The sequence below is a fragment of the Desulfosarcina ovata subsp. ovata genome, assembly GCF_009689005.1.
Lineage (GTDB): Bacteria > Desulfobacterota > Desulfobacteria > Desulfobacterales > Desulfosarcinaceae > Desulfosarcina > Desulfosarcina ovata.
Window position 1 is genome coordinate 5,212,472 of the sequence record NZ_AP021879.1, and the last position, 21,741, is coordinate 5,234,212.

Annotated in this window: 23 protein-coding genes; 4 read left to right on the forward strand and 19 right to left on the reverse strand. The window is 53.4% G+C overall.

Annotation, left to right across the window (positions count from 1 at the left end):
* Positions 1-28: 28 nt before the first annotated feature.
* From GN112_RS22935 to GN112_RS22945, 3 genes are all read right to left on the reverse strand, one after another.
* On the reverse strand, positions 29-1,057 hold the full coding sequence (locus tag GN112_RS22935) for a transposase (protein ID WP_231717104.1): 1,029 nt from the start codon (positions 1,055-1,057) through the stop codon (positions 29-31).
* Positions 1,058-1,330: 273 nt separating this feature from the next.
* Positions 1,331-1,639 (reverse strand): HigA family addiction module antitoxin, encoded by a 309-nt coding sequence (locus GN112_RS22940; RefSeq protein ID WP_155312333.1) that lies wholly within the window; start codon positions 1,637-1,639, stop codon positions 1,331-1,333.
* Positions 1,640-1,651: 12 nt separating this feature from the next.
* Positions 1,652-1,930: a type II toxin-antitoxin system RelE/ParE family toxin gene (locus tag GN112_RS22945; RefSeq protein WP_155312334.1), complete on the reverse strand. Its 279-nt coding sequence runs from the start codon at positions 1,928-1,930 to the stop codon at positions 1,652-1,654.
* A gap of 246 nt (positions 1,931-2,176) precedes the next feature.
* On the opposite strand from GN112_RS22945, the gene GN112_RS22950 reads away from it, so the two are divergent.
* A complete protein-coding gene (locus tag GN112_RS22950) occupies positions 2,177-2,371 on the forward strand; it encodes a type II toxin-antitoxin system VapB family antitoxin (protein ID WP_155312335.1) in 195 nt (64 codons plus the stop codon).
* Complete coding sequence (gene vapC / locus GN112_RS22955; protein ID WP_155312336.1) at positions 2,368-2,766, forward strand: type II toxin-antitoxin system VapC family toxin; 399 nt, start codon at positions 2,368-2,370, stop codon at positions 2,764-2,766. Before GN112_RS22950 ends, vapC begins: the two co-directional genes overlap by 4 nt.
* 84 nt (positions 2,767-2,850) lie before the next feature.
* Here the strand turns inward: vapC and GN112_RS22960 are convergent, their stop codons facing one another.
* Both GN112_RS22960 and GN112_RS22965 read right to left on the reverse strand, forming a co-directional pair.
* A complete protein-coding gene (locus GN112_RS22960) occupies positions 2,851-3,744 on the reverse strand; it encodes an ATP-binding protein (RefSeq protein WP_155312337.1) in 894 nt (297 codons plus the stop codon).
* Positions 3,745-3,888: 144 nt separating this feature from the next.
* Positions 3,889-4,905 (reverse strand): transposase, encoded by a 1,017-nt coding sequence (locus GN112_RS22965; protein WP_155312338.1) that lies wholly within the window; start codon positions 4,903-4,905, stop codon positions 3,889-3,891.
* Positions 4,906-6,184: 1,279 nt separating this feature from the next.
* Between GN112_RS22965 and ltrA the strand changes: the two genes are divergently transcribed.
* Complete coding sequence (gene ltrA / locus GN112_RS22970) at positions 6,185-7,495, forward strand: group II intron reverse transcriptase/maturase (RefSeq protein ID WP_231716902.1); 1,311 nt, start codon at positions 6,185-6,187, stop codon at positions 7,493-7,495.
* 119 nt (positions 7,496-7,614) lie between these two features.
* Here ltrA and GN112_RS22975 read toward each other — a convergent pair whose 3' ends face one another.
* Both GN112_RS22975 and GN112_RS22980 read right to left on the reverse strand, forming a co-directional pair.
* Complete coding sequence (locus GN112_RS22975; RefSeq protein ID WP_155312339.1) at positions 7,615-8,184, reverse strand: TIR domain-containing protein; 570 nt, start codon at positions 8,182-8,184, stop codon at positions 7,615-7,617.
* Positions 8,185-8,226: 42 nt separating this feature from the next.
* Positions 8,227-9,063 (reverse strand): macro domain-containing protein, encoded by an 837-nt coding sequence (locus GN112_RS22980; RefSeq protein WP_155312340.1) that lies wholly within the window; start codon positions 9,061-9,063, stop codon positions 8,227-8,229.
* 191 nt (positions 9,064-9,254) lie between these two features.
* Here GN112_RS22980 and GN112_RS22985 point away from each other — a divergent pair, with 191 nt between their 5' ends.
* Positions 9,255-10,562, forward strand: a complete 1,308-nt coding sequence (locus tag GN112_RS22985; protein WP_155312341.1) for an integron integrase — start codon at positions 9,255-9,257, stop codon at positions 10,560-10,562.
* 155 nt (positions 10,563-10,717) lie between these two features.
* Here the strand turns inward: GN112_RS22985 and GN112_RS22990 are convergent, their stop codons facing one another.
* The 12 genes from GN112_RS22990 to nrfD all read right to left on the reverse strand — a co-directional run bounded on the left by GN112_RS22990 (position 10,718) and on the right by nrfD (position 21,503).
* The gene (locus GN112_RS22990) at positions 10,718-13,180 is read right to left on the reverse strand and encodes a heavy metal translocating P-type ATPase (RefSeq protein ID WP_155312342.1); all 2,463 of its coding nucleotides are present in this window, start codon (positions 13,178-13,180) and stop codon (positions 10,718-10,720) included.
* Positions 13,181-13,356: 176 nt separating this feature from the next.
* On the reverse strand, positions 13,357-13,875 hold the full coding sequence (locus tag GN112_RS22995; RefSeq protein WP_155312343.1) for a c-type cytochrome: 519 nt from the start codon (positions 13,873-13,875) through the stop codon (positions 13,357-13,359).
* Positions 13,876-14,106: a hypothetical protein gene (locus tag GN112_RS23000; protein WP_155312344.1), complete on the reverse strand. Its 231-nt coding sequence runs from the start codon at positions 14,104-14,106 to the stop codon at positions 13,876-13,878.
* A 1-nt stretch (position 14,107) separates the two neighbouring features.
* Positions 14,108-14,383 (reverse strand): cbb3-type cytochrome c oxidase N-terminal domain-containing protein, encoded by a 276-nt coding sequence (locus tag GN112_RS23005; protein ID WP_155312345.1) that lies wholly within the window; start codon positions 14,381-14,383, stop codon positions 14,108-14,110.
* A gap of 9 nt (positions 14,384-14,392) precedes the next feature.
* Complete coding sequence (locus GN112_RS23010; RefSeq protein ID WP_155312346.1) at positions 14,393-14,677, reverse strand: cbb3-type cytochrome oxidase assembly protein; 285 nt, start codon at positions 14,675-14,677, stop codon at positions 14,393-14,395.
* Between the two features lie 86 nt (positions 14,678-14,763).
* Entirely contained in the window at positions 14,764-15,120 is a 357-nt protein-coding gene (locus tag GN112_RS23015; RefSeq protein ID WP_197743380.1) for a four helix bundle protein, read from the reverse strand.
* 72 nt (positions 15,121-15,192) lie between these two features.
* Entirely contained in the window at positions 15,193-16,128 is a 936-nt protein-coding gene (locus GN112_RS23020; RefSeq protein ID WP_155312348.1) for a cbb3-type cytochrome c oxidase subunit II, read from the reverse strand.
* A complete protein-coding gene (locus GN112_RS23025) occupies positions 16,125-17,492 on the reverse strand; it encodes a cbb3-type cytochrome c oxidase subunit I (RefSeq protein WP_231717105.1) in 1,368 nt (455 codons plus the stop codon). Before GN112_RS23025 ends, GN112_RS23020 begins: the two co-directional genes overlap by 4 nt.
* A 173-nt stretch (positions 17,493-17,665) precedes the next feature.
* Positions 17,666-18,295 carry a cytochrome c3 family protein gene (locus GN112_RS23030; protein WP_231717106.1) on the reverse strand — a complete coding sequence of 210 codons (630 nt, stop codon included), beginning with the start codon at positions 18,293-18,295 and terminating at the stop codon, positions 17,666-17,668.
* A 6-nt stretch (positions 18,296-18,301) separates the two neighbouring features.
* On the reverse strand, positions 18,302-19,519 hold the full coding sequence (locus GN112_RS23035) for a hypothetical protein (protein ID WP_155312349.1): 1,218 nt from the start codon (positions 19,517-19,519) through the stop codon (positions 18,302-18,304).
* A 153-nt stretch (positions 19,520-19,672) separates the two neighbouring features.
* Complete coding sequence (locus GN112_RS23040; protein ID WP_162459078.1) at positions 19,673-20,194, reverse strand: DUF3341 domain-containing protein; 522 nt, start codon at positions 20,192-20,194, stop codon at positions 19,673-19,675.
* Positions 20,184-21,503 (reverse strand): NrfD/PsrC family molybdoenzyme membrane anchor subunit, encoded by a 1,320-nt coding sequence (nrfD, locus tag GN112_RS23045; RefSeq protein WP_155312351.1) that lies wholly within the window; start codon positions 21,501-21,503, stop codon positions 20,184-20,186. Before nrfD ends, GN112_RS23040 begins: the two co-directional genes overlap by 11 nt.
* Positions 21,504-21,741 lie beyond the last annotated feature (238 nt).

Consider the following 21,741-nt stretch of genomic DNA (forward strand, 5'->3'; position numbering starts at 1 on the left):
GTGGCATAATGGGGACGTCTCTCATTATCTAAATAATCGAATCAATCAGCATGTATCCTTCGCATGCGGCTATGGTTTCGCCTCTTCTAACGCCATAGCCGATGCCCGACACCGTCATATCAAGTGCCCGGGCAAGTTCGGTCTGGGAAAGGCACAGCTCGTTTGTACACCAGTAGCAAAATAGACCCCGGGCATCCGCGCGTTTTTTGGGGCGGCCCTTTTGGAATATTTCTTCCTTATCGATCCCAAATAGCTCGGCGACCCTTTCGGCAACCCGGTTTATATCGTAGCCATGCCGTTTGAGTTCATAGCGCCGTTCAAACTGTTCTTTGGCTTGGGACAAAACCGACAATACAAAATCCGAATCACCAAGAATGCGTTCATCGCCTTTTATACGGTCCATTCCTTTCAATCGCATCTTTTTAACTTCCGACCATCCGCCCAGGCTGCGAACCAATCCTCCCCCGACCAATTCAGGACGACGTCCCATGGCAACTCCGGCTTGGACATAGTCAAGGTAAGCCTTGCGCGCCTTCGCCACTTTTTTTCCAAAACAGCCGAGCACATAAGCGCCGTCCTGCCAGCTGCAATCATCGGCTCCCACCAATAATCGGTGGCCGCTGAATGGATAATCCGTCAACGCCCTGAAGTCCTCGACCATGCCAGCACGCAATGGATTGAGATGAATATAGCGCACCAGTTCCAAAAGATAGGCGTCTTCCTGACAAATAATGGATTTGTACCGGTTCTGAAACAACTGGCCGTGGCGTTTATGTCGGCGGTTGAAACTTACCGCATATCCGGTGAGCAGCCGCTGCATCAAGCTTACGAGCCCGTCAGGGCCTGAGCGAAATAAAAAATGGGCGTGGTTACTTAGCAAAACCCAAGCATAACATCTGGTTTGCGTCTGCGGAACCAACTGATCAAGCCGATCGACAAGATTCTGCTTATCGGTTGTATCCTGGAAAATGTTTTTTCTTTCGATCCCCCGGATGATCACGTGATGCAAAATCCCGGGAGCGTCTAATCGGGCTAACCGTGGCATGGCACCTTTCATATCAAATATTGAGAGGCAAATCAAGTTGATTAGATAATTAGAGACGTCCCCATCCTCCCCTTCCCCCATCCTCCCCAAACGTTTGGTTGATGAACGATTCGAAAGATTGCTGAAAGGATCGTCCCTCCTCGCCAAGTAACCGCGTATTGCCGATGACGGTGAGGCTGGAGAGCAGCATGGCCGTGGCGGCGATCCGTGAGGTGAGGAAGAGAAGATCTTTCGATGTTCAACAACGTTACTAATTCAGCCGACGAAAAAAGCCGCGCGGCTGAATTAGTCTTGTTGGGCCAAGTGCTCTGACCAAGGTTTAATCTTATTAAGCAATGGTGCAAGAGTGATTTCTGCAACTTCCGTATCATATGCAGCCTGAGCACGTAGCCAATACCCGTTAGACAAACCAAAGAAACGGCACAAACGTAAATCCGTATCAGCTGTAATTGAACGTTTATTGGAAACGATCTCACTGATACGCTGGGCGGGAACACCAATCTCCTTGGCCAAACGATATTGGCTCAGTCCCATAGGCTTTAAGAACTCTTCTAACAAAATTTCACCTGGAGTGACGGGATCAAGTTTTTTCATATTAACCTCTCCTCAGTGGTAATCCACGATTTCAACATTTTCTGCACCTGCATCTGTCCAATTGAAACAGACTCGCCACTGATCGTTGATGCGGATGCTGTATTGACCAGCACGATCCCCTTTGAGCGCTTCAAGATGATTGCCGGGTGGTACTCTTAAATCATCAAGCAAATTAGCAATTTCGAGCTGCCTGAGCTTGCGCCGAGCGACCTTTGCAATGTTATTGAATTTCTTGACATTAGTGCCTCTTGATAGCGATTCAGTATATTTGCATTTGAATGATTTAATCATATATCACATAATAACGCATGGCATGATTAACGTCAAACGTGATTATGATTGCCAACGCCACGCTCATTAACTGCAAGGGCAATGCTGAATTTTAATTTGCCAAGGCCGCCCCGCCCTGGCGGTCTAATTCCGGGTAAAGGCACCGGTTACCCAATTATCAATTCCTTTGGGCATCATTTTCTTTGACAACGATTGAATGTGTATGTATTGTTAGATTGATACATATTCAAGGAAGGCAAAAGAATTATGCGAACCAACATTGTTATCGACGACGAACTTATCAATGAGGCCATGGCACTCAGTCAAATAAAAACGAAAAGGGCTGTGGTTGAAACAGGGCTCAGGCTTCTGGTTCAAATTAAAAAACAAGAACGGATAAAAAATTTCCGTGGAAAACTGAAATGGGAGGGGCATCTTGATACATTGAGGTCGGATCAATGATTTTGGTCGACTCATCCGTATGGATCAATTATTTCAATGGACTTTCAACCTGGCAGACAAACCTGCTTGACGACTACCTCTCCAGCATTCCCATTATTATTGGCGATTTGATTCTGACGGAAGTCCTCCAGGGGTTCAAATCAAACAAAGATTACGAAACCGCCAGGGATTTACTCAGTGCGCTTCAATTTCGCCAAATTGGGGGATATGCCGTCGCCATCCAAAGTGCTCAAAATTACAGGACCCTCAGAAAATCAGGGGTTACCATTCGAAAAACAATCGATGTAATCATCGGGACATTTTGTATCATGGAGGGATTATCGCTGCTCCATGATGATCGCGATTTTGACCCGATGGTATCATACCTCAACCTGAAAACACCATCTCCGCAGTAAAAGCACCATCACCTGTAAAATCAGTCTCGTCTGAGAAGTAAGTAAGGCTATTGGCGGAAAAGAATGTCCCCATTAGCCCCAGATCTAAAATTGTAAACCGGAAATCCGACGAACGTCCCCAATGCCCCCGTGATTGCCGATCGCCGACTCGTAGCGTTCGATGGCCTTGGTAATGTATCCCTGCCAGAAAAGCACTTCGGAGTTGGCCAGGGCCACCTGGACGCGGACGTCAGCGGGGAAATCGTGGTCAGCCAGCATCTGCCAGGCCTGCTCCAGATATTCGTTGGCTTCGTCGGCCCTGGCGGTTTTGATGTAGGTCTTGGCGATCAGTACCATCAGCCTGACCTTGCGCACGGGGTCACCGACCGTGGCGCAGAATTCAAGCGACCGTCCCAGGAATTTTCTCTGGATATCTTTGGACAGCGCTGTGTCCCGGCAGGTACAAAGACCGACGGTGGCATCGATGAAGGTTTCCTGCGCTACCGGATCGAGCGTTTCCGTCTCCATGGCGTCCAGGACCATTCGATAATAAGCGGCGGCATCGATCGGCAGGTTCAGGCCAAGGCAGTAGTGCCCCGCCTGGACCAGTTCCTTGAAATGGCGCACAGGCAAACCGGAAACCTGGTAAACATAAGCGAGACTCAGCCATCTTTTGGTGTCATCGGGCAGGTGGTCGCATACACCGGCGATGGCCCGCCGGGCGGCGTTGTGCAGCGCCTTCGCCGGAACCCGGCTGATAAAGTCACCCGCCGCCTTGGGATCGGACAGATAGTAGTACCCGGCCCCCTTTTCCAAATACCGGTGCAAATAACCGGCTTTAACCAACGCCTCGACAAGCTGAAGAACCCGGACCGGGGCCAGGTCGGTAATGGCGCACAGCACATCCAGGGAAATCGGCGGGGGCAGCAGTGACAGAAGCAGATAAATTTCCTGATTCTTTTCATCCATGCCTGGGAACTGTTCCGCAACCCGGTTCATAATCGGTCAAAACTCCTTGTCGTCAGCCATCGGTTTGAATCGCTGCCGCGTATCCCAGTGGCATAATGGGGACGTCTCTCATTATCGGCATAATGGGGACGTCTCTCATTATCTAAATGGCATAATGGGGACGTCTCTCATTATCTAAATAATTGAATCAATCAGCACGTATCCTTCGCATGCGGCTATGGCTTCGCCTCTTCTAACGGCATAGCCGATGCCCGACACCGTCATATCAAGTGCCCGGGCAAGCTCGGTTTGGGAAAGGCACAGCTCGCTTGCACACCAGTAGCAAAATAGACCCCGGGCATCCGCGCGTTTTTTGGGGCGGCCCTTTTGGAATATCTCTTCCTTATCGATCCCAAATAGCTCGGCGACCCTTTCGGCAACACGGTTTATATCGTAGCCATGCCGTTTGAGTTCATAGCGCCGTTCAAACCGTTCTTTGGCTTGGGACAAAACCGACAATACAAAATCCGAATCACCAAGAATGCGTTCATCGCCTTTTATACGGTCCATTCCTTTCAGTCGCATCTTTTTAACTTCCGACCATCCGCCCAGGCTGCGAACCAATCCTCCCCCGACCAATTCAGGACGACGTCCCATAGCAACTCCGGCTTGGATATAGTCAAGGTAAGCCTTGCGCGCCTTCGCCACTTTTTTTCCAAAACAGCCAAGAACATAAGCGCCGTCCTGCCAGCTACAATCATCGACTCCCACCAATAATCGGTGGCCGCTGAATGGATAATCTGTCAACGCCCTGAAGTCCTCAACCATGCCAGCACGCAATGGATTGAGATGAATATAGCGCACCAGTTCCAAAAGATAGGCGTCTTCCTGACAAATAATGGATTTGTACCGGTTCTGAAACAACTGGCCGTGGCGTTTATGTCGGCGGTTGAAACTTACCGCATATCCGGTGAGCAGCCGCTGCATCAAGCTTACGAGCCCGTCAGGGCCTGAGCGAAATAAAAAATGGGCGTGGTTACTTAGCAAAACCCAAGCATAACATCTGGTTTGCGTCTGCGGAACCAACTGATCAAGCCGATCGACAAGATTCTGCTTGTCGGTTGTATCCCGGAAAATGTTTTTTCTTTCGATCCCCCGGATGATCACGTGATGCAAAATCCCGGGAGCGTCTAATCGGGCTAACCGTGGCATGGCACCTTTCATAGCAAATGTTGAGAGGCAAATCAAGTTGATTAGATAATTAGAGACGTCCCCAACTGCCCCCCGACAACCTGCTTTTTGTGAGGCTGCCGGATTTACGAAAGCGTAATTAAACGCTTGCAAATAATACAAAGTTGGCAAACGCACCGTTGTTTGGTGGTACTTGCGACACAGCCACTTAAAACAAAGCAACGCCTTGAAAAACAGTAACATAAAGCGAAACGGGAGGCAGCCTATGGCGAAAAATAATTAAAATGAAACAACGACTGCCAAAGCGTAAAGCGCTGTTTGCTGCATTCTGCAACAATGTTTGTTGATGCAATGCTGATTTTACCAAAAAAACCACAAAAAACAAGGCGAGATGTTGCCGAATGCTGAAACAGTGAAACTTTTAAAATGCTTGCCGAAGCTGACGCTCAAAAAAGCAGCAGAAAACGCCGGCAAAAGCGATAACAGGCAAATATTTGCAACGCTGTTAGAAAAATAAGCGGTGGAAAACACACCCCAAAATTAAGCATGCGAGAAGGTTTACAACGCCCGGCTCTGGGGCTGCATGGAGCGCAGCGTAATGCAGTCCCTAGCAGCCGCTTGTTGTGTGCCGGGCACGGCACACATCTTAAAAGTGAGCCAAGCATATCAGTCTGTTGGATCGCTTGGCAAGTCTTAGACCCAGCCCGATGGAGGCGAAGGGTGTAGCGACATGGCAACTGGGTATCCGGCAACGGTGCCTGGGGAGGAAGCCGCCCTGCTGCGGCAGGGCCGTCGCGAAGGTACGGGGTGACGAACAGAAATCGAGTCAGGCGCGCATCTGTGGGACCAGCCTGCAACACAAGGTTAAGTCCTCTATCCATCTCAGGCAGTGCTCGTATACTCGGCGCTTACGTACCGAAAGATGTGTGTTTACCCCGGGAGGCCCGCTGCATCTCGGGACTTGTCGTGTGAAATTGCCGGTAGGGGGGATTCCGGCCACCAAAACCCCCGGCATCGTCGGAAGACCGGCTCCTGACCGGCGATGAGCCAAACTCCGCTATGGAGAGGGACACGAAACCAAAGGATCCGGCGGCGGCAGATGATCCGAGTGAGCAAACCGCAAGGTGCGCCCACCGTGCAGCGGGAGTCAGCAGAGGGCATAATGTAACCGGAGGAAACGAGATGCGCGAGCTACCCGCGGGTCAAGCGTAACAGGAGGCTCACCCCGGTGAAAGGCCCGAACGGTGCCCGGCCCGAATGGTACGGGTAAATGAAAATGACCATTAGGAGACGTGTACTTATGAACATAAAGCCACAGCAGATGGAAATGTTTGTAGCGTCGCGGCTTGCCGAAAGTCTGGGAGGCAGAGAGCAGTTGTTGGAGTTGATTCTCGAACGACGTAATGTGCTCAGAGCAATGAACCAGGTCGTTGCCAATAAAGGCGCCCCGGGTGTGGACGGCATGAAAACCAACCACTTGAAAGGGTACCTGAAAAGGCACTGGCCGAAGATCAAGCAGGACCTGCTAAATGGGGATTATCGTCCCTTACCGGTCAGAAGGAAGGAGATCGACAAACCGGATGGCGGTGTCCGCCTGCTTGGTATCCCCACGGTATTGGACCGCCTTATCCAACAGACGATAGCTCAGGTATTGGAGCAGATCTGGGACCCGACCTTTTCTGAGTACAGCTACGGATTCAGACCAGGACGATCAGCCCATGACGCTGTCCTACAAGCCAAAGGCTATCTGCTGGACGGGTACACCCACGTGGTTGACATGGATTTGTCCAAGTTTTTTGACCGAGTTAACCACGACCGGCTTTTAAGCCGGCTGGCCACCAGGGTCCGGGACAAACGGGTCTTGAAATTGATCCGCCGGTACCTTACGGCCGGAACGATGATCGGGGGGCTTGTCAGTCCCAGCATAGAAGGAACGCCCCAGGGTGGTCCTCTGTCGCCGTTGCTCTCCAACATCGTACTCGATGAACTGGATAAGGAATTGGAGAAGCGGGGTCACCAATTCGTCAGGTATGCTGACGACTTCAGGATCTACTGCAAAAGCCGGAAAGCCGCCGAGCGTGTGAACAAGAGCATCACGAAGTTCATCACCGCGAAGCTCAAGCTCAAGGTGAACGAGGAGAAAAGCGCAGTGAGCCGACCATGGCTCCGCAAATTCCTGGGATTTACCTTTATCAGTATGTGTGGACAGACCAAGATCCGGATCCACCGGAAAACAATTTCACGTTTCAAGGAGCGAGTCCGGGAACTGACGAACCGTAATCAAGGGAGAAGTCTGAGCCAGATTATCAAAGATCTGAATCAGTACCTGATTGGCTGGTGGAACTATTATCGCCTGACAGAAGCCAGGCACCTGTTCAAGTCACTCAATGGCTGGATCATCCGCCGGCTGCGGTGCGTTGTCTGGAAACAATGGAAAAACCCCAGGACCAAGGTCCGAAACCTCAAAAAGCTTGGCATTGCGCATAAGGACGCCATGCTTTGCGGTAACGCCCGCAAAAAGTACTGGCGCATGAGCAAGGTCAAGTGGGTGATATTTGCTCTACCAAACCGTTACTTCTTCGAACGAGGACTATTCCTGCCTGCTCAATAACCTTCCTGATCAGCCGAACCGCCTTGGTACGCGATCCGTATGCCGGGTGGTGTGGGAGGGGGTGGCCGCGAGGCTACTCCCTATCCCGATAGGTGCAATCAGGCTATTAGTGAAAGGAATTAACAAGGATAAAAGTACTCATCAGCCTCTTTCTTTGTATTTACCATAAAACCTTCATTTTCAAGCGCTTTTTTGATTAACGCTTTTTTGTTGGGAATATGGAGCGTTGGAACTGAATCCATTGAATCTCGGAATTTGGGCAATTTATCCCAAAGGTCTTTTATCTGCTTCTTGATCGTTTTCGATTGACAGTTAATGATGTCTGATTTTTCTTTATACTCTGGGTATACAACTATAACCGGCAAGCCCAATGTATTAATGCCGTAGTCAATCTCTTCACGAATTGCCTTAGAGCTCTTCGTTACTGAACTTAAGAACAGTACTATGTTTTTGGATTTGCTTAGCCGCTCTCTAATTCTTGGCTTTAACGTTTTTTCCCAATCACTGCCATCTCTAACATTATAGTTTTTGTTGTGAGAATCATTAAATGGGAACGCAGAGTCGCCACCTTTCCAAGCTCTTAACATGCTATAGCTTACGAAGTCTTTCGTTGCATGAGCACCCAAACCTCCTTCAGTAAAAGGTTCGCTGACGTAAAACGCTGAATAGTTTCCGTTGCGATATGCCATTTCTCCTCCTAATTCTATAAGTCTTGTTTTTAGCGCTAATATTTAAAGCCCATTGTTGGACGATTTAATATCGAGTAAATTAATAGTATCCATTTTATCTGGATGAATAATAATAGTTAGCTTTGCTGGATACTTGAATCGCATCTCACTAATCCTGAATGTCCAAAGCATGATCTTAAGCAAGTCTTCATCACTGATATTTTTGTGTTCTTTAATCCGCGTTATTCCTGATCCAAAAATCGGTACCGAAACGCTTTTTTGTGCGTAGACTCTATTTACCCTGTCCCAGAAGTTAATAAGAAAGCTGAGATATTCCGGCATCGTTAACCGAGCTCGGTTTTTATCATCAAATTTCGAAAAAGCTGTTAAAAGATACTCACCATATACACAAATGGAGCCAATTTCGAAACGAGTCTTTTTCCCGCTCTTTCTCTCCGGATTTTCGCCAACAACATCTTCATCTTCGAAAGGATAGTTTTCGATATGACGATCAAGATCAACAACCGAGGTGTCAAGATGGCTATTAATGAATATGCCGTTCAGTGAGTTGCTAGATATAATTTTGTCATCCACTTGCGTATCTAAATATTCATTAAATGCTATGACTTTAAAATCAGGTTGCTCAAATATATCCCCTTTTTTTATCGTGACATCACTTCCCTCGATTTTAGTGTGAATCTGCTGCAAGTTGTTAGATCTGACCCACAGAGCCACATAAACGAATAAAAGTAATATTAGAAATATGCCGCCCACCGCGAGCTTGCACTCTTTGGGTATCTCAACAAATATAAATGTAAGCGATGCCACTACACTTATTACAGAGACAACTTCAAGAAATTGCCTGAAAATTCTCTTATCCAGAAAATTTACCTTTGCCAAAGGCTTTCTCCCTTAATCTTGCCAGCCTGATCTTGGCTGATACCATTTATACGCACACCTAACAAGTTATTGTATTGTTTCGGTATAACTACGAAAGTTAAAAAAGCTTGACATGGATTTCAGTTCAAATATAATCAGTTCTAACTGTATAACTCCAAATATGAATGTTATACGGAAAACTGGGATAACCCATGAAAGCTATTCCAAACCACCTACAAGCATCCTATGATGCGTATTTGACCGCAAAAGGCATTCCTAAGCAGCACCATTTCAATTATAGAAAGTGGTTGCGTTATTATCTGGACTTTTGCTCAAAATATGGACACATTCATTCCAACCCGCAAAGCCTGATTCAATTTGGCAATAAGCTGAAGGAAAAGAAACAGACAGCCTGGCAAATCAGGCAGGCGTCAGATGCAATTGCAATTTATTACGAAATTCAGGAACAAAAACAGGGGCCTCAATATAAATTTCACCAAGTAAACGAAAAAACAACCCAATTTACAATAAAAAAAGAAACCCCCAAAGCTCAAAACGCCGATTGGACGAACGTCTTCAAAGGTTTGACATCGGAAATAAAGCTAAGGCACTACTCACCAAAAACGTTGGCCTCTTATAGCGGTTGGGCGCGAAAACTGCAAAGCTTTGTGAAGAGCAAAGATCCTAAACTGCTGTCATCCCAGGATGTTAAAAAATTTTTAACCCATCTGGCAGTGGAACGAAATGTATCCGCGTCCAGCCAAAACCAAGCTTTCAATGCACTTCTGTTTCTTTATCGGCACGTTCTTAAAACCGAATTCGGTGAATTAAAAAATATTCCCAGGGCCAAACGGAAACCCTATATACCTGCCGTATTATCTCGCGAAGAGGTTGACGCGGTTATTGGAATGCTCCATGAACCGTTCGATTTAGTTGCCAAGCTGCTCTATGGATGCGGGCTTCGTTTATCTGAATGCCTGCGGCTACGTGTCCAGGACATCAACTTTGAAAGTGGCGTTCTGACCATCCACGACGGAAAGGGGAAAAAGGATCGTTCTGTTCCTCTTCCGAAGACGATCATTTCGGAACTAAAAATCCAGCTGGAAAAAATCGTCGAGTTACACCAAAAGGACCTGGATATCGGATATGGCGGAACATTTCTTGTGGGAAGACTGGATAAGAAATACAAAAATGCAGCTAAAGAATTGGTGTGGCAGTGGTTTTTCCCAGCGAAAAACTTGACGCTTGTTCCCGATGAAGGCCAATACAGACGATACCACCTGCACCCTACCCACGTTCAAAAAGCCATAAGAACCGCCGTAAGAACGGCGAAAATTCCCAAGCGCGCATCGGCACACACGTTTCGTCACAGCTATGCAAGCCATTTGCTATTGGCCAACTATGACATCCGTACCATTCAGAAACTCCTTGGCCACAGCGATGTGCGCACAACCATGATTTACACCCACACAATAGAAAGCCGTACCATTAAAGACGCCGCCAGTCCGCTTGATTTTTAACAGCCACACATTGATCAAAATACACGACCGGTTCAAAGTCAAATGGGAGGGTGACCTTGATACATTGAGGCCGGACCAATGAATTTGATCGACTTATTCGTATGGATCAATTTTTTCAATGGTTTTTCAACTTGAATCCACCATCACCCGTAAAATCAGTCCCGTCTGACAAGTAAAAGCGTATTACCGATGACGGTGAGGCTGGAGAGCAGCATGGCCGTGGCGGCGATCAGTGGGGTGAGAAGGCCGCTCATGGCCACGGGGATGCCGATGAGGTTGTAGATCCAGGCACACCATAGATTCTGGGTGACCTTCCGGTTGACCCGTCGGGAGAGTAAGAAAACATCCATCAACTGGGCCGGATCGCCGCGCATGAGGGTCAGATGGGCGGCCTCGGCGGCCAGGGCCTGGCCGTTGTAAAGGGCCACGGCCAGTTGGGCGCGGGCCATGGCGGCTGCGTCATTGATGCCGTCGCCCACCATGGCCGGCCGGTGTCCCTGTTGGATCAGTTTGTCGATGAAAGCGGCCTTGTCCGCCGGCAGCAGGCGCCCTTGGGCGACATCCGCACCAAGGGCCTCGGCCACTTCACGGGTAACCCGCTCGCCGTCCCCCGAGATGACGGCAATCGGACGGTATTCGGCCTTCAGGCTGTCGATCAAGTCCGGCACCGTTGGCCTGAGGCTGTCACCGAAATACAGGCTGGCCGCCGGCTGGCCGTCTACGCTTATGAACACTTGTGAGAGGGCCGTTTCCGTTTGCCCAACCGGTTTGCCCGTCGCCATTTCTGCAGTTCCCCAGGCAAACTGCCGGCTGCCGATGCGCAGGTTTTTTTTCTCCAAACGTCCCGCGATGCCATCGGAAGATACAACGATATCGTCGACGCGGGCCGGTGAGATGCCCTTTTCCCTGGCATGGGCGTTGATGGCGCGGGCGATTTCATGCTCCACGGATTGTTCCAGGCCGGCGGCCCAGGCGATCACCTGATCCGGATCAAGGCTTGGACGGCATTCTACCTGACTCAGTTGCCAGCGGCCGCGGGTGAGCGTCCCGGTTTTGTCGAACACGATGCTGCTTGTCGTGCCGGCCCGTTCGAAGGCTTCAATGTCACGAACCAGGATGCCCCGGCGGCCGGCCAGGGAAATCCCGGCCAGGCGGGCCATGGGAATGGCCACGCCCAGGGCGCAGGGGCAGGAGATGACCATGACGGTCACGGCCCGAACCAGCGACTGGTGCAGGGAGTAACCGATCATGGCGCAGGCGATCCCCGTACCGGTGGCGAGCAGGACGATCAGGGGCACGAATCCGCGCAACATTCGGTCCGTGCGACCCTCGAAATCACTTTTCTGTTCCAGGCTGCGGGTCATAATGGCGATCATCTGGCCAAGCACGCTGGCCTCGCCAATGGTCTCCGCCATGGCGATCACACGGCCGTCGATGACCCGCGTACCGCTCTTGATGATGTCACCGGCCTTTACTGCCACCGGCCGCGGCTCACCGGTGAGGGCGGATTCGTCCACGCGGGCGCTGCCCGACACCACCCGCCCGTCCGCCGGCACGATTTCGTCGGCCTCGACGGCAAAACGGTCGCCCGCGGCCAACTGCCCGATGGACGCATACCGTCCCGCCGGCCACCCATCGGTGACGATGCGTACCTTGTTCGGCTGCAGGGCGAAAAAATTGTCCAGATCCCGGCGAACCCGGCCACGGGCCTGCAGTTCGAGCAGTTTGCCCAGCAGCACAAGGGTGATCAGCATGCTGGCCGTATCGAAGTACAGGTGGATGCTGCCCGTCAGCCAGTTGAAGAGGCTGTAAACGTAGGCGCAACCGGCCGCCATGCCCACCAGGGTCTCCATGCCCGGCGCCAGATGCACCACACCGAACCAGGCTTTGCGCAGCATGGGGCCGCCGCCGTAAACAAAGGCCACCGTGGCCATGAGAACAATGGGCAGGGAAATCTTGAACACAGCATCATCGGTGAGATCGGTGAAGAACCCGGCGTACAGCGCCCAGGAGAGCATCATCACGTTGGCCGAGAAAAGGCCGGTGATGATCAGTCGGATCAGTTCCCGGCGAAAGGCCGATTGCCCGTCACTGCCGGCCTCGGTGTCATGGACCGGGTACCCCAGGCGGGCGACGGTTTGGCGGATCGCTTCCGGATCGGTGCGGTCGGGCCGGTAATGGCAACGCAGGCGGTCGGTGGAGAAATGGCAGGTGGCCTGTTCCACGCCCTCCATCCGTGAAAGAGCCGTTTCGATCACCCAGGCACAGGCCGGGCACCACATGCCGTCCACCTTCAGGTCAACACTCAGGGTGTCCGGTGGATCGGATGCGTGGCCTGCTGTCTCCGCTTGGGAGGGCGAGGCGTGCTTCGTCGGCGTGGTTTCCTGCATGCGGCGCAGATCCGCCTCGCTGGCCGGAATCACCCCGGCGGCCACGCATTGGCGGAACAGGTCGCTTTCCCGGAAACGGGCCGGGTCGTCCACCTCGGCCGACTCCAGCAGCATGGTGTAGACCATCCGGCAGCCCTGGCAGCAGAAGGAGAGCGTGTGACCATCGATGGTGTGGGTGATCGTTCCGTAGCGTAACGGCAGACCACATAAATCACAGTGGGAGGGCATGGAAGGAATCAATCGGGAATGCGAGAATTGGGGTTTGAAAAATCATCTCAGATGGATTGGGAAAATGCCAAATGGCAAAATCCAAATGTCAAATGGTGGAATGCTGTCGATTTGAGGTTAAAATCGGCCCGATCCTTCAATTGACATTTGAGCTTTGTCATTTGTCATTGCCGGCGTCAATTACGCCGGCCCAGGCTTTTGACATACGCAATCACCCGCCACCGGTCATCCGGGGCGATGGTGGTGGCCAGGGGTGGCTGGCGGCCGCCGGGCAGGCCGAAACTGATCTCCTTGAACAGTGTTCCCCCGGCCATGGTCTGGACCTTGGCGTCCCGCAGGTCCCTGGGTTTCGGGGCGAAACTCTGGCCGACGGTGCCATAGCCGTCAACGTTTTTTCCGTGGCAGTGGACGCAGTAGTACCCATAAGCGGTTTTTCCGGTGGCGATCACCGCCGGATCGGTCAGGTCAAAGGGTGGCTTGAGATCCTCGGCCGCCGCGGCATGGAAAAAGGCTTCCCCGCCGGATACCGGAACGCTGCCCGCCGCCATGACCGGGATGGGATGCTCGTGGGGCTTGATGGCCGGCGTTTTCCACATGCGGCCGGCGGGCATCAGTTCATCATAGGCGGTGATCACGCCCCAGGCGGCCAGGGCCACCGTACAGACAATCAGCATGACTGCGAGTATGCGACCCATTTATTCTCCTCCGGCCCCTCTGACATGCTGGGGATTGGGCATTCGCTGGTAAACGGCATAGGGTGAGGATGCCGGCACATCCTTGACCGGGCGGTAGGCCCAGGTGGGCTGGCCCATGTCCGAGACCACATAGAAGGACAGGAACCCCTTGAACAGGATAATGCCCAGCATGACACCAATCCAGATCCAGGTCCTGAAAATCGATTCGTGTTGGTGCGGGTTGTTGTTCATTTCAGATTTTCACTCCCAGTACACCGTGCATGACGATGTAGAAAAAGCCCCAGATGAAGGTGCCGGCGATGATCAGTATCATCACCAGGGGATAGGGGGCATTGCGCTCTTCGATACCGTCGGCGTAGCGGCCGGTGATGCGTTTCTTGCTGGCCTCGCTGTCCCTGCCATGCAAATGGGCAAAGGCCAGCGCCACACCGAAAATGACCATGAAAATCAGGGTGGGAAAGAGCCAGGCCATGGTATGCTGAAAACTGAGCAGTTGGAAAAATCGCATGCTGGATCCTCACTGTTTGCTGAAATAGAGGGCGAATGCCAGAACCGCCCCCGTTGCCCCCAATCCGGCGATTGCCAGGACAAAAAGACCGTAGATTTCGATCCGACTGAACCGGGTCGCCTTGACCGGCGGTGCATCGCCATCGTCCTTTAAGGGCAGATAGCGGGCCCGCTGCTGATCGCCAAACTGGCCGGTCTTGAACGCCCAGTAAAAGACCGCCAGGCTGATGACCAGGCCGATGGTGATGTAGGCGATGAAGTAGGGGTAGTACATAATGGTAATGTCAAATTTCAAATGACAAATGTCAAATGGTGGTTGACTCCCTTTTTAAATGTCAAATTTCAAATGACAAGTGTCAAATGGCGGTTGACTCCTTTTTTTTATTTTTTCCGGCACGACATGGCGATCGATGAAAAGATCAGCGTCAGTTCGTGGGCTTCCTGCCAAAGCGGGCGAATCGTTTCCTTCTCGTTCGGGTTCGCCTTGGCAATCATTCTCAACCAGTGTTTGGTCTCCTTGGCCTCTTTACGGCATAGGTCGATTTTGTATTTAAAGTCTTTTTTCGACCCGGCACTGTCTGCTTCCATATAGTTGGCTCCGACACTGGTCCCGGATCTGACGATTTGCCTGATAAGTACATCATTTACGCTATTGTCGGGAAGGGATTGGGCGAGTTCAATGATCCGCTCGCCAAAAATCGCCGTCCGTTCCTCCAAATTAAATTCAACCGTATCCACCAAAATAAATCATTCTTAAAAAGGATAGAATACCTTCAATTGACATTTGTCATTTGGCCTTTGACATTTCGCTTACGGCTCATACGCCGCGTCAATCCCCTTAGGTTCCATATTCGCATCGCTCTCATTAATAAAATTTACCGCCACATAGTTGCCCACGTCCCAGATTTTCTCCGACTCCAGCTCGCGCTTGAAGTAGGGCATGGCCGTGCCGGTAATGCCGTTCATGATTTGGTAGTAGAGGATTCCTCCGCTGATTTCACGGTTCTTCAGAATCGTGAAGTTGAGCGGCGGCGGGTAGATGTGCGGCTGGGCCGGTCCCATACCGTCACCCACCGGGCCGTGGCAGCCCAAGCAGAAATCCTGGTAGATCTTGTGGCCGCGGGCCAGCCCCGCTTCGCTGGTGGGGTAGGGGTTGGGTACGTCCCGCCACCCCTGGGGAATGTTCTCGCTGAGCCACTGTACATTGGCGTCCGGCCCTGCCTCGTAGGCCTTGATGGATTCGGCCTTCCAGAAGGCCTGGCGTTTCATGCGGTGGTCGGCGTTTTTCATGCCCAGGCTCTGCACGTAGCGGATCAGCTGGTTCATGCCGGTATCGCCCAAGAATTCAAAGGGCGGCATGATCGAGAGCGGCCGGGTATAGCGGGGATTGACAAAGTGGGCCACGTGCCAGTCGTCGGGGTGCTCGCCACCGTCCTGGGAAAGGTCCGGGCCGGTGCGCTGGGAACCCAGCAGGATCGGGTAGTCCTCCACGTAGTCGCCGGCCTGGGCGATGCGTTCGGCGCCCAGCCCCCAGTCGATGGTGCGGATGGACTGGCTGTGGCAGTAGACGCAGCCGTTGGCGATGTAAAGCTTCCGGCCGGCGGCCTCATCCACGGAGCGCTGGCGGAAGATCTCCGATGGCGCGGTCTGGCTGGTGTGCACATAAGGCAGCAGGATGACCACGAAGACGATGGTGGCCAGGATCAGGAGCGATCCGGCGACTACGGCAAGGGGAGTCATTTTCATGATGGCGCTCCGGATTTTCCGAACAGTGAGCGGACGATATTATAAAACCCCAGCACCGCACTGGAGAAGATCATCAATCCCAGGCCGGCGCGCACCACGTAATACACGTGGATTTCCGGCAGGACGCGGTAGACGGTTTCGCCGTTGAGCCAGGCGTTGCCCTGGATCAGTCCGGCGATGGTCAGCACCACGGTGAAGCCGACCATGCCGATCAGCACCATCCAGTACTGGAAGTCGGCCAGGAAACGGCTGAAGAGCGGTTTGCCCGACATCTTGGGCACGGTGTAGTACAGCCCGCCCAGGGCGATCATACCGGCGAAACCAAGCACGCCGATGTGGGCATGGGCCACCACCCAGTTGTTGAAGTGGGTCACGCGCTGGACATCGGGCAGGGCCATGAGGGAACCCTGGATGCTGACGAAAAAGTACATGATCGTTCCGGTGAAGATGAACTTGGCACCGATGTCGGCGTGGATTTCGCCCAGCCGGCCCCGGGCCGTGTACCAGATGTTGATCAGAAAGGCCATGACCGGGATGACCATGGCGATGCTGTCCACGATGGCCACCACCTTGAGCCAGGTCGGCACCGGCACCTGGAGCAGGTGATGGGTGCCGATATGGGTGTAGACCACGATCAGGGCCCAGAATCCCAGAAGGGAGAGGGTGTGGCTGTAAAGTGGTGCCCGGCAGGCGCGCGGGATCACGTAATAGGCGACCGCAATGGAAAACGGCGTCAGCAGCAGACCGAAAACGTTGTGGCCGTAGAACCAGAGCAGGATGGCATCGGGAATGCCCACCAGGGCGCCGCTGTCCGGCCTCCAGACCACGTTTCCCAGGGCGAAGGTGCTGAAGGTGAGCACCACGCCGGCGAGCATATACCATACCGACACGTATAGAATCGGCTCCGTGCGGTTCTTGACGGTCATGATGAAATTGATGAACACCAGGCCGAAGGCGGCGAGGACCATGACGTCCAGGTGCCAGATCAATTCGGCGTACTCGCGCCCCTGGGTCATGCCGGCGGCCAGGCTGGCCACGGCGCCGATCAGGGCGAGGTTCCACAAAATGACCGTCACCACGCCCAACCGCTCGCTGTAGAGCCGGGTGCGCAGCAACCTGGGAATGAAGTAGAAGGCGGCCGAGAGCAGGCCCGGGGTGACGAACCCGAACAGCACCAGGTTGACATGGGTGGGCCGCACGCGCCCGAAGACAATGCCGCCCATGTTGGCGGTCAGGTCCGGGGCGACCAGTTCGGTGGCTCCCAACAGCCCGTAAAAGGTGGCCACCATCATCCAGAAGGCGGATGTCAGGGCAAACCCCTTGGCGGTGGTGTTGGATTCTATGATTTTGGTGTCGGTGGACAAGAGCGACTCCTTGCAAGTTAAATTCTCAATTATGAATTTTAAATTTTGAATGATTGGATGGTGCCGATTTTATAATTGATCGAATTCCTCAATTCAAAATTCATAATTCAACATTTTCGCGTTCCCAATCGGAAGAATTCCTTCATTCAAAATTTAAAATTAAAAATTCCTAATTAATTGTGACACGCCAACCAGCACCCAATATTGACATCCAAGGACCGGTGGCACTCGATACAAAATCCCATTTTGAACCGTTCTCCCTTCAACCGGTCCATGTCGCGGACCTCGCCGTGGCACGATTCACAGGCGATATCCCGTTTGATGTGCCGTTCGTGGTTGAAAACCACATGCTCGGCCAATGTAAACACCTTGACCCATGGCGTGGGCGTGTCCGTGTTGAAATAGTCGTGCTCCTTCTGGATTTCCGGGTGGTTGGCGATGATGTAATTATGGCAGAAGAGGCATTTCTCCACGGGCGGCATTCCCGGATGAATCGATTTGTCCACATACGAGTGGCAGAAGCGGCAGTCGATGGCCTTGTGGCCGGCGTGCAGCCGGTGACTGAAGGGAATCGGCTGGGCCGCCCCGATGCGCGTGGCCGGCGACGCATAGAAAAAGAAGAGAAATCCCAGTACCAGCATGACGCATGCGCCCACCCAGAACATGGGGCCGCGGTTTTCCCAGACGTGGACCAGGGTTTCGCCGAAAGCAGTGAAAAAGCGCATGGGCCGTCCCCGGGTGCCGATGAGAATAACAACCCCCACTAGGGTGAGCAGGATAAAGGTGGTAATCAGAATTTCCATTTTTTCCTAACCGGCCTCGACCGTCAGTCGGTCAGGCTCTCCGTTTTCCAGCAGTTCCGGTAGTTTTTTAAAGTACGCGGTGACGGCAGCGGCCAGCAACCCGAAAAAGCCGATTGCCACGGCCGCTTCCACCCATCCCAGGGGCAGATGCTCGGCATGGTGATGGAAGGCCGGGCCGAGCAGCAGGTAGTGCTCCAGCCAGATGCCGCTCATCACCAGGAGGCAGATCACTGTCATGGCCCTGGGACGGGTTTTGATGCGGCGATTGATCAGGATAATGAACGGTGCAATGAAACAGCCGATGAAGATCGTCCAGGCCAGGGTGTTCCATGGCGTGGCCATGGTGCGTTCGATGATATAACTGGTCTCTTCGGGAATGTTGCCGTACCAGATGACCACGAACTGGGCGTAGAAGAAATCGGCCCACACCAGGCAGAAGGCGAAGAAGAGCTTGCCGATGTCGTGGAACTGGTTTTCCTGGACCTGGTAGCTGTTTCTTTCACTCATGTGCAGGCTCGCGCTGAGGACGATCAGGGCCCCGAAACCGATGTACACGGCCTTGACAAAGCTGTACGCGCCGAAGAGGGTCGAGTACCAGTGCGGGTCGGCGGCCATGACCAGATCGTAGCCGATCAGGGAGAGGACAATGGCGAAGGCCAGCAGGTAGAGAATGGCGAAAACGGTGGTGCGTCCGGCCATCCGTTGTTCATCCACTGTTTTCCTGGCCCAGCGGTCCAGCAGCCGCCGGCCCAGGGGGCCGCGCGCCCCGCGCGCAGTCAAGGTGAAGTAGAGCCGGTGGTAGAGAAAAACCAGCCCTAAGCCGTAGAGCAGGCACAGGCCGATAAAATCGCGGCCGAAGAGAAACGGCAGGTTGAGCCACACCTCCTTGCCGTGCAGATCCTCGTGCAGCCAGGGGAAAACATACTGGCGGCCCAGGAACAGAATCAGAAACAATGCCAGGGAAACCGGGAAAAAGGCGGCAAAGGATTCGGCCACATCGGCCAGGGGACCGCTCCAGCGCGCCTTGACCGTGTGCATCAGGGCCGAGAAGAGGACCGCCCCCTGGGCAATGGCCGAGAAGAAGAGAAAGTTGAGCAGGTAGGCCTGCCAGGCCCGGGCCGTGTCGCCAACAATGGCCACGGCGATGAAGATCAGCGCCCCGGCGGCTGCGAGGCCATAGAAGATCCTCATGAGCGAAGGGGGGTGGTTGTGGTTGTCTATCATGGTTCCCTTCCCGTTGTTCTTGACGGATTCGTAAAAAACCCGATATCGGCGCCTGCGCGTATCCTTCGTCACTGCGGAGTACGCTCAGTACGCTGCCTACGGCACCCGCGATAGCGGTATTCTCAGGATTCGCAAGCCTTGATCTTGGGCTTTTTACGAATCCGTCTGAACGACGACTTTTGTCTCGGCGCCCTTTTCTTCGAAAAACCGGGTCAAGCGTTCTTTCTCGTCACTGGTGCAGCGGGCCAGCACCCCGAAGCGGTCGCCGGAGAAGCGTTCGTCGTAACCGGCGACGGCCTTGAAGCGTGGCAGCCGGGCCTGGGAGATCAATCCCAGGATATTTCCGAAAACGGCGAAGAGGATCGTGAATTCGAACCCCACGATGAAAAACGGCACCAGGGCCACCACCGGCTTGCCGCTGACGATCAGGGACCAGCGTGTGGCCGTGAAGGCGGCCAGAAGAAAGCCGGCAAAAAAACCAATGATGCCGCCGGCCAGGGTGAACCAGCCCACGCGACTTTTGGGCAGCTCCAGGGCCTGTTCGATGGCATGGCTGGGAATCGGGCTGTGCACCCGTTCGATGGTCCAGGGGGTTTCGTGCAGCCCGTCAATGGCGACGGCCGCCCCGTTCTCACTGGCGAAAATGCCCATGATGGAAACCGTGTCAGCCGGCATGGGAATCTCCTTCATGCAGGGTTTCTTTCATCTCGGTCATGGAGACCGACGGCATGTGCTTGACGAAAAGCACGAAGAGGAAAAAGAAAAGGCAGAAGCTGCCGATCATGATGCCGAATTCGACCCAGCTGGGAGAGTAGAGCCCCCAGGCGTGGGGCAGGAAATCGTGGGCCACCGACCCGATGATGATCACGAAACGCTCGTACCACATCCCCACGTTGACCAGGAGCGAGATGATGAAGAGCACGCGGATGTTGGTGCGGATTTTTTTGAAGAACAGCAGCAGCGGGATGAGCACGTTGCAGCTGACCATGATCCAGTACTCCAGGGAATAATCGCCGAAGGCCCGCCAGCGGAAGGACTCCATCTCAATCGGGTTGTGGCTGTACCAGGCGATGAAGATCTCGGTGCCGTAGGCGAAGCCGACGATCAGGCCGGTGAAGATGATGGTTTTGGCCACGCTCTCCAGTACCCGGTCGGTGATGATGTTTTCGTAGCGGAAGATGACGCGCAGGGGGATCATCAGGGTGACCACCATGGCCAGACCCGAGTGGATCGCACCGGCCACGAAGTAAGGCGCGAAGATGGTGGTGTGCCAGCCCGGCACCACGCTCAGGGCAAAGTCCCAGGAGACCACGCTGTGCACCGAGATGACCAGGGGCGTGGCCAGGGCGGCGAAGAAAAGGTAACCGCGGGTGTAGTGGCGCCAGATCTCGAATTCACCGGTCCAGCCCAGGGAGAGGACGGAGAAGATTTTGCGCCGCACCCCCGTTGCATGGTCGCGGATGATGGCCAGATCCGGCAACATGCCGGTGTACCAGAAGAGGCTGCTCACCGTCAGGTAGGTGGAGATGGCCACCACGTCGAACATCAGGGGGGACTGGAAGTTGGGCCACAGGGTGCGCTGGTTGGGCACCGGCAGCATGTAGTAGACCATCCAGACCCGGCCCAGGTGGATGAACGGGTAGAGACCGGCGGTGCAGACGGCGAAAACGGTCATGGTTTCGGCGGCCCGGGCGATGGGGTTGCGCCAGCCGGCCCGGAACAGATGCAGGATGGCCGAGATCAGGGTTCCCGAGTGGGCGATTCCTACCCAGAAGACGAAGTTGATCAGGTAGGTTCCCCAGTGCACGGGATTGTTCTGGCCGCCCACGCCGATGCCCACCAGAATCTGAACCATCCAGCAGGCGCCGCCCATGAGCACGCCGGCGAAGAGCAGGGACACGACCACCCAGTAGCTGCGCCGGGGCGGCAGCAGGGTGTCGAGGACCGTGTCGTCGATGGATTGGTAAGTCAGTGTCTGTTCCATATTTATCTTTCCACTACCGATGGTATTGCCAGAAGTTCTCCTGTCCGTACATGCTGTCTTTTAAATAATCGAGAATACAGAATACAGAATACAGAATACAGAATACAGAATACAGAAGTCAGAAGTCAGAAGTCAGAAGTCAGAAGGCGCGGAACCGCCTTTGGCGGGTCTTTTATGTAACCTGAATGCAATATACGGTTGTTTCTTCTGGATTCTGTCTCCTGACTTCTGAATTCTT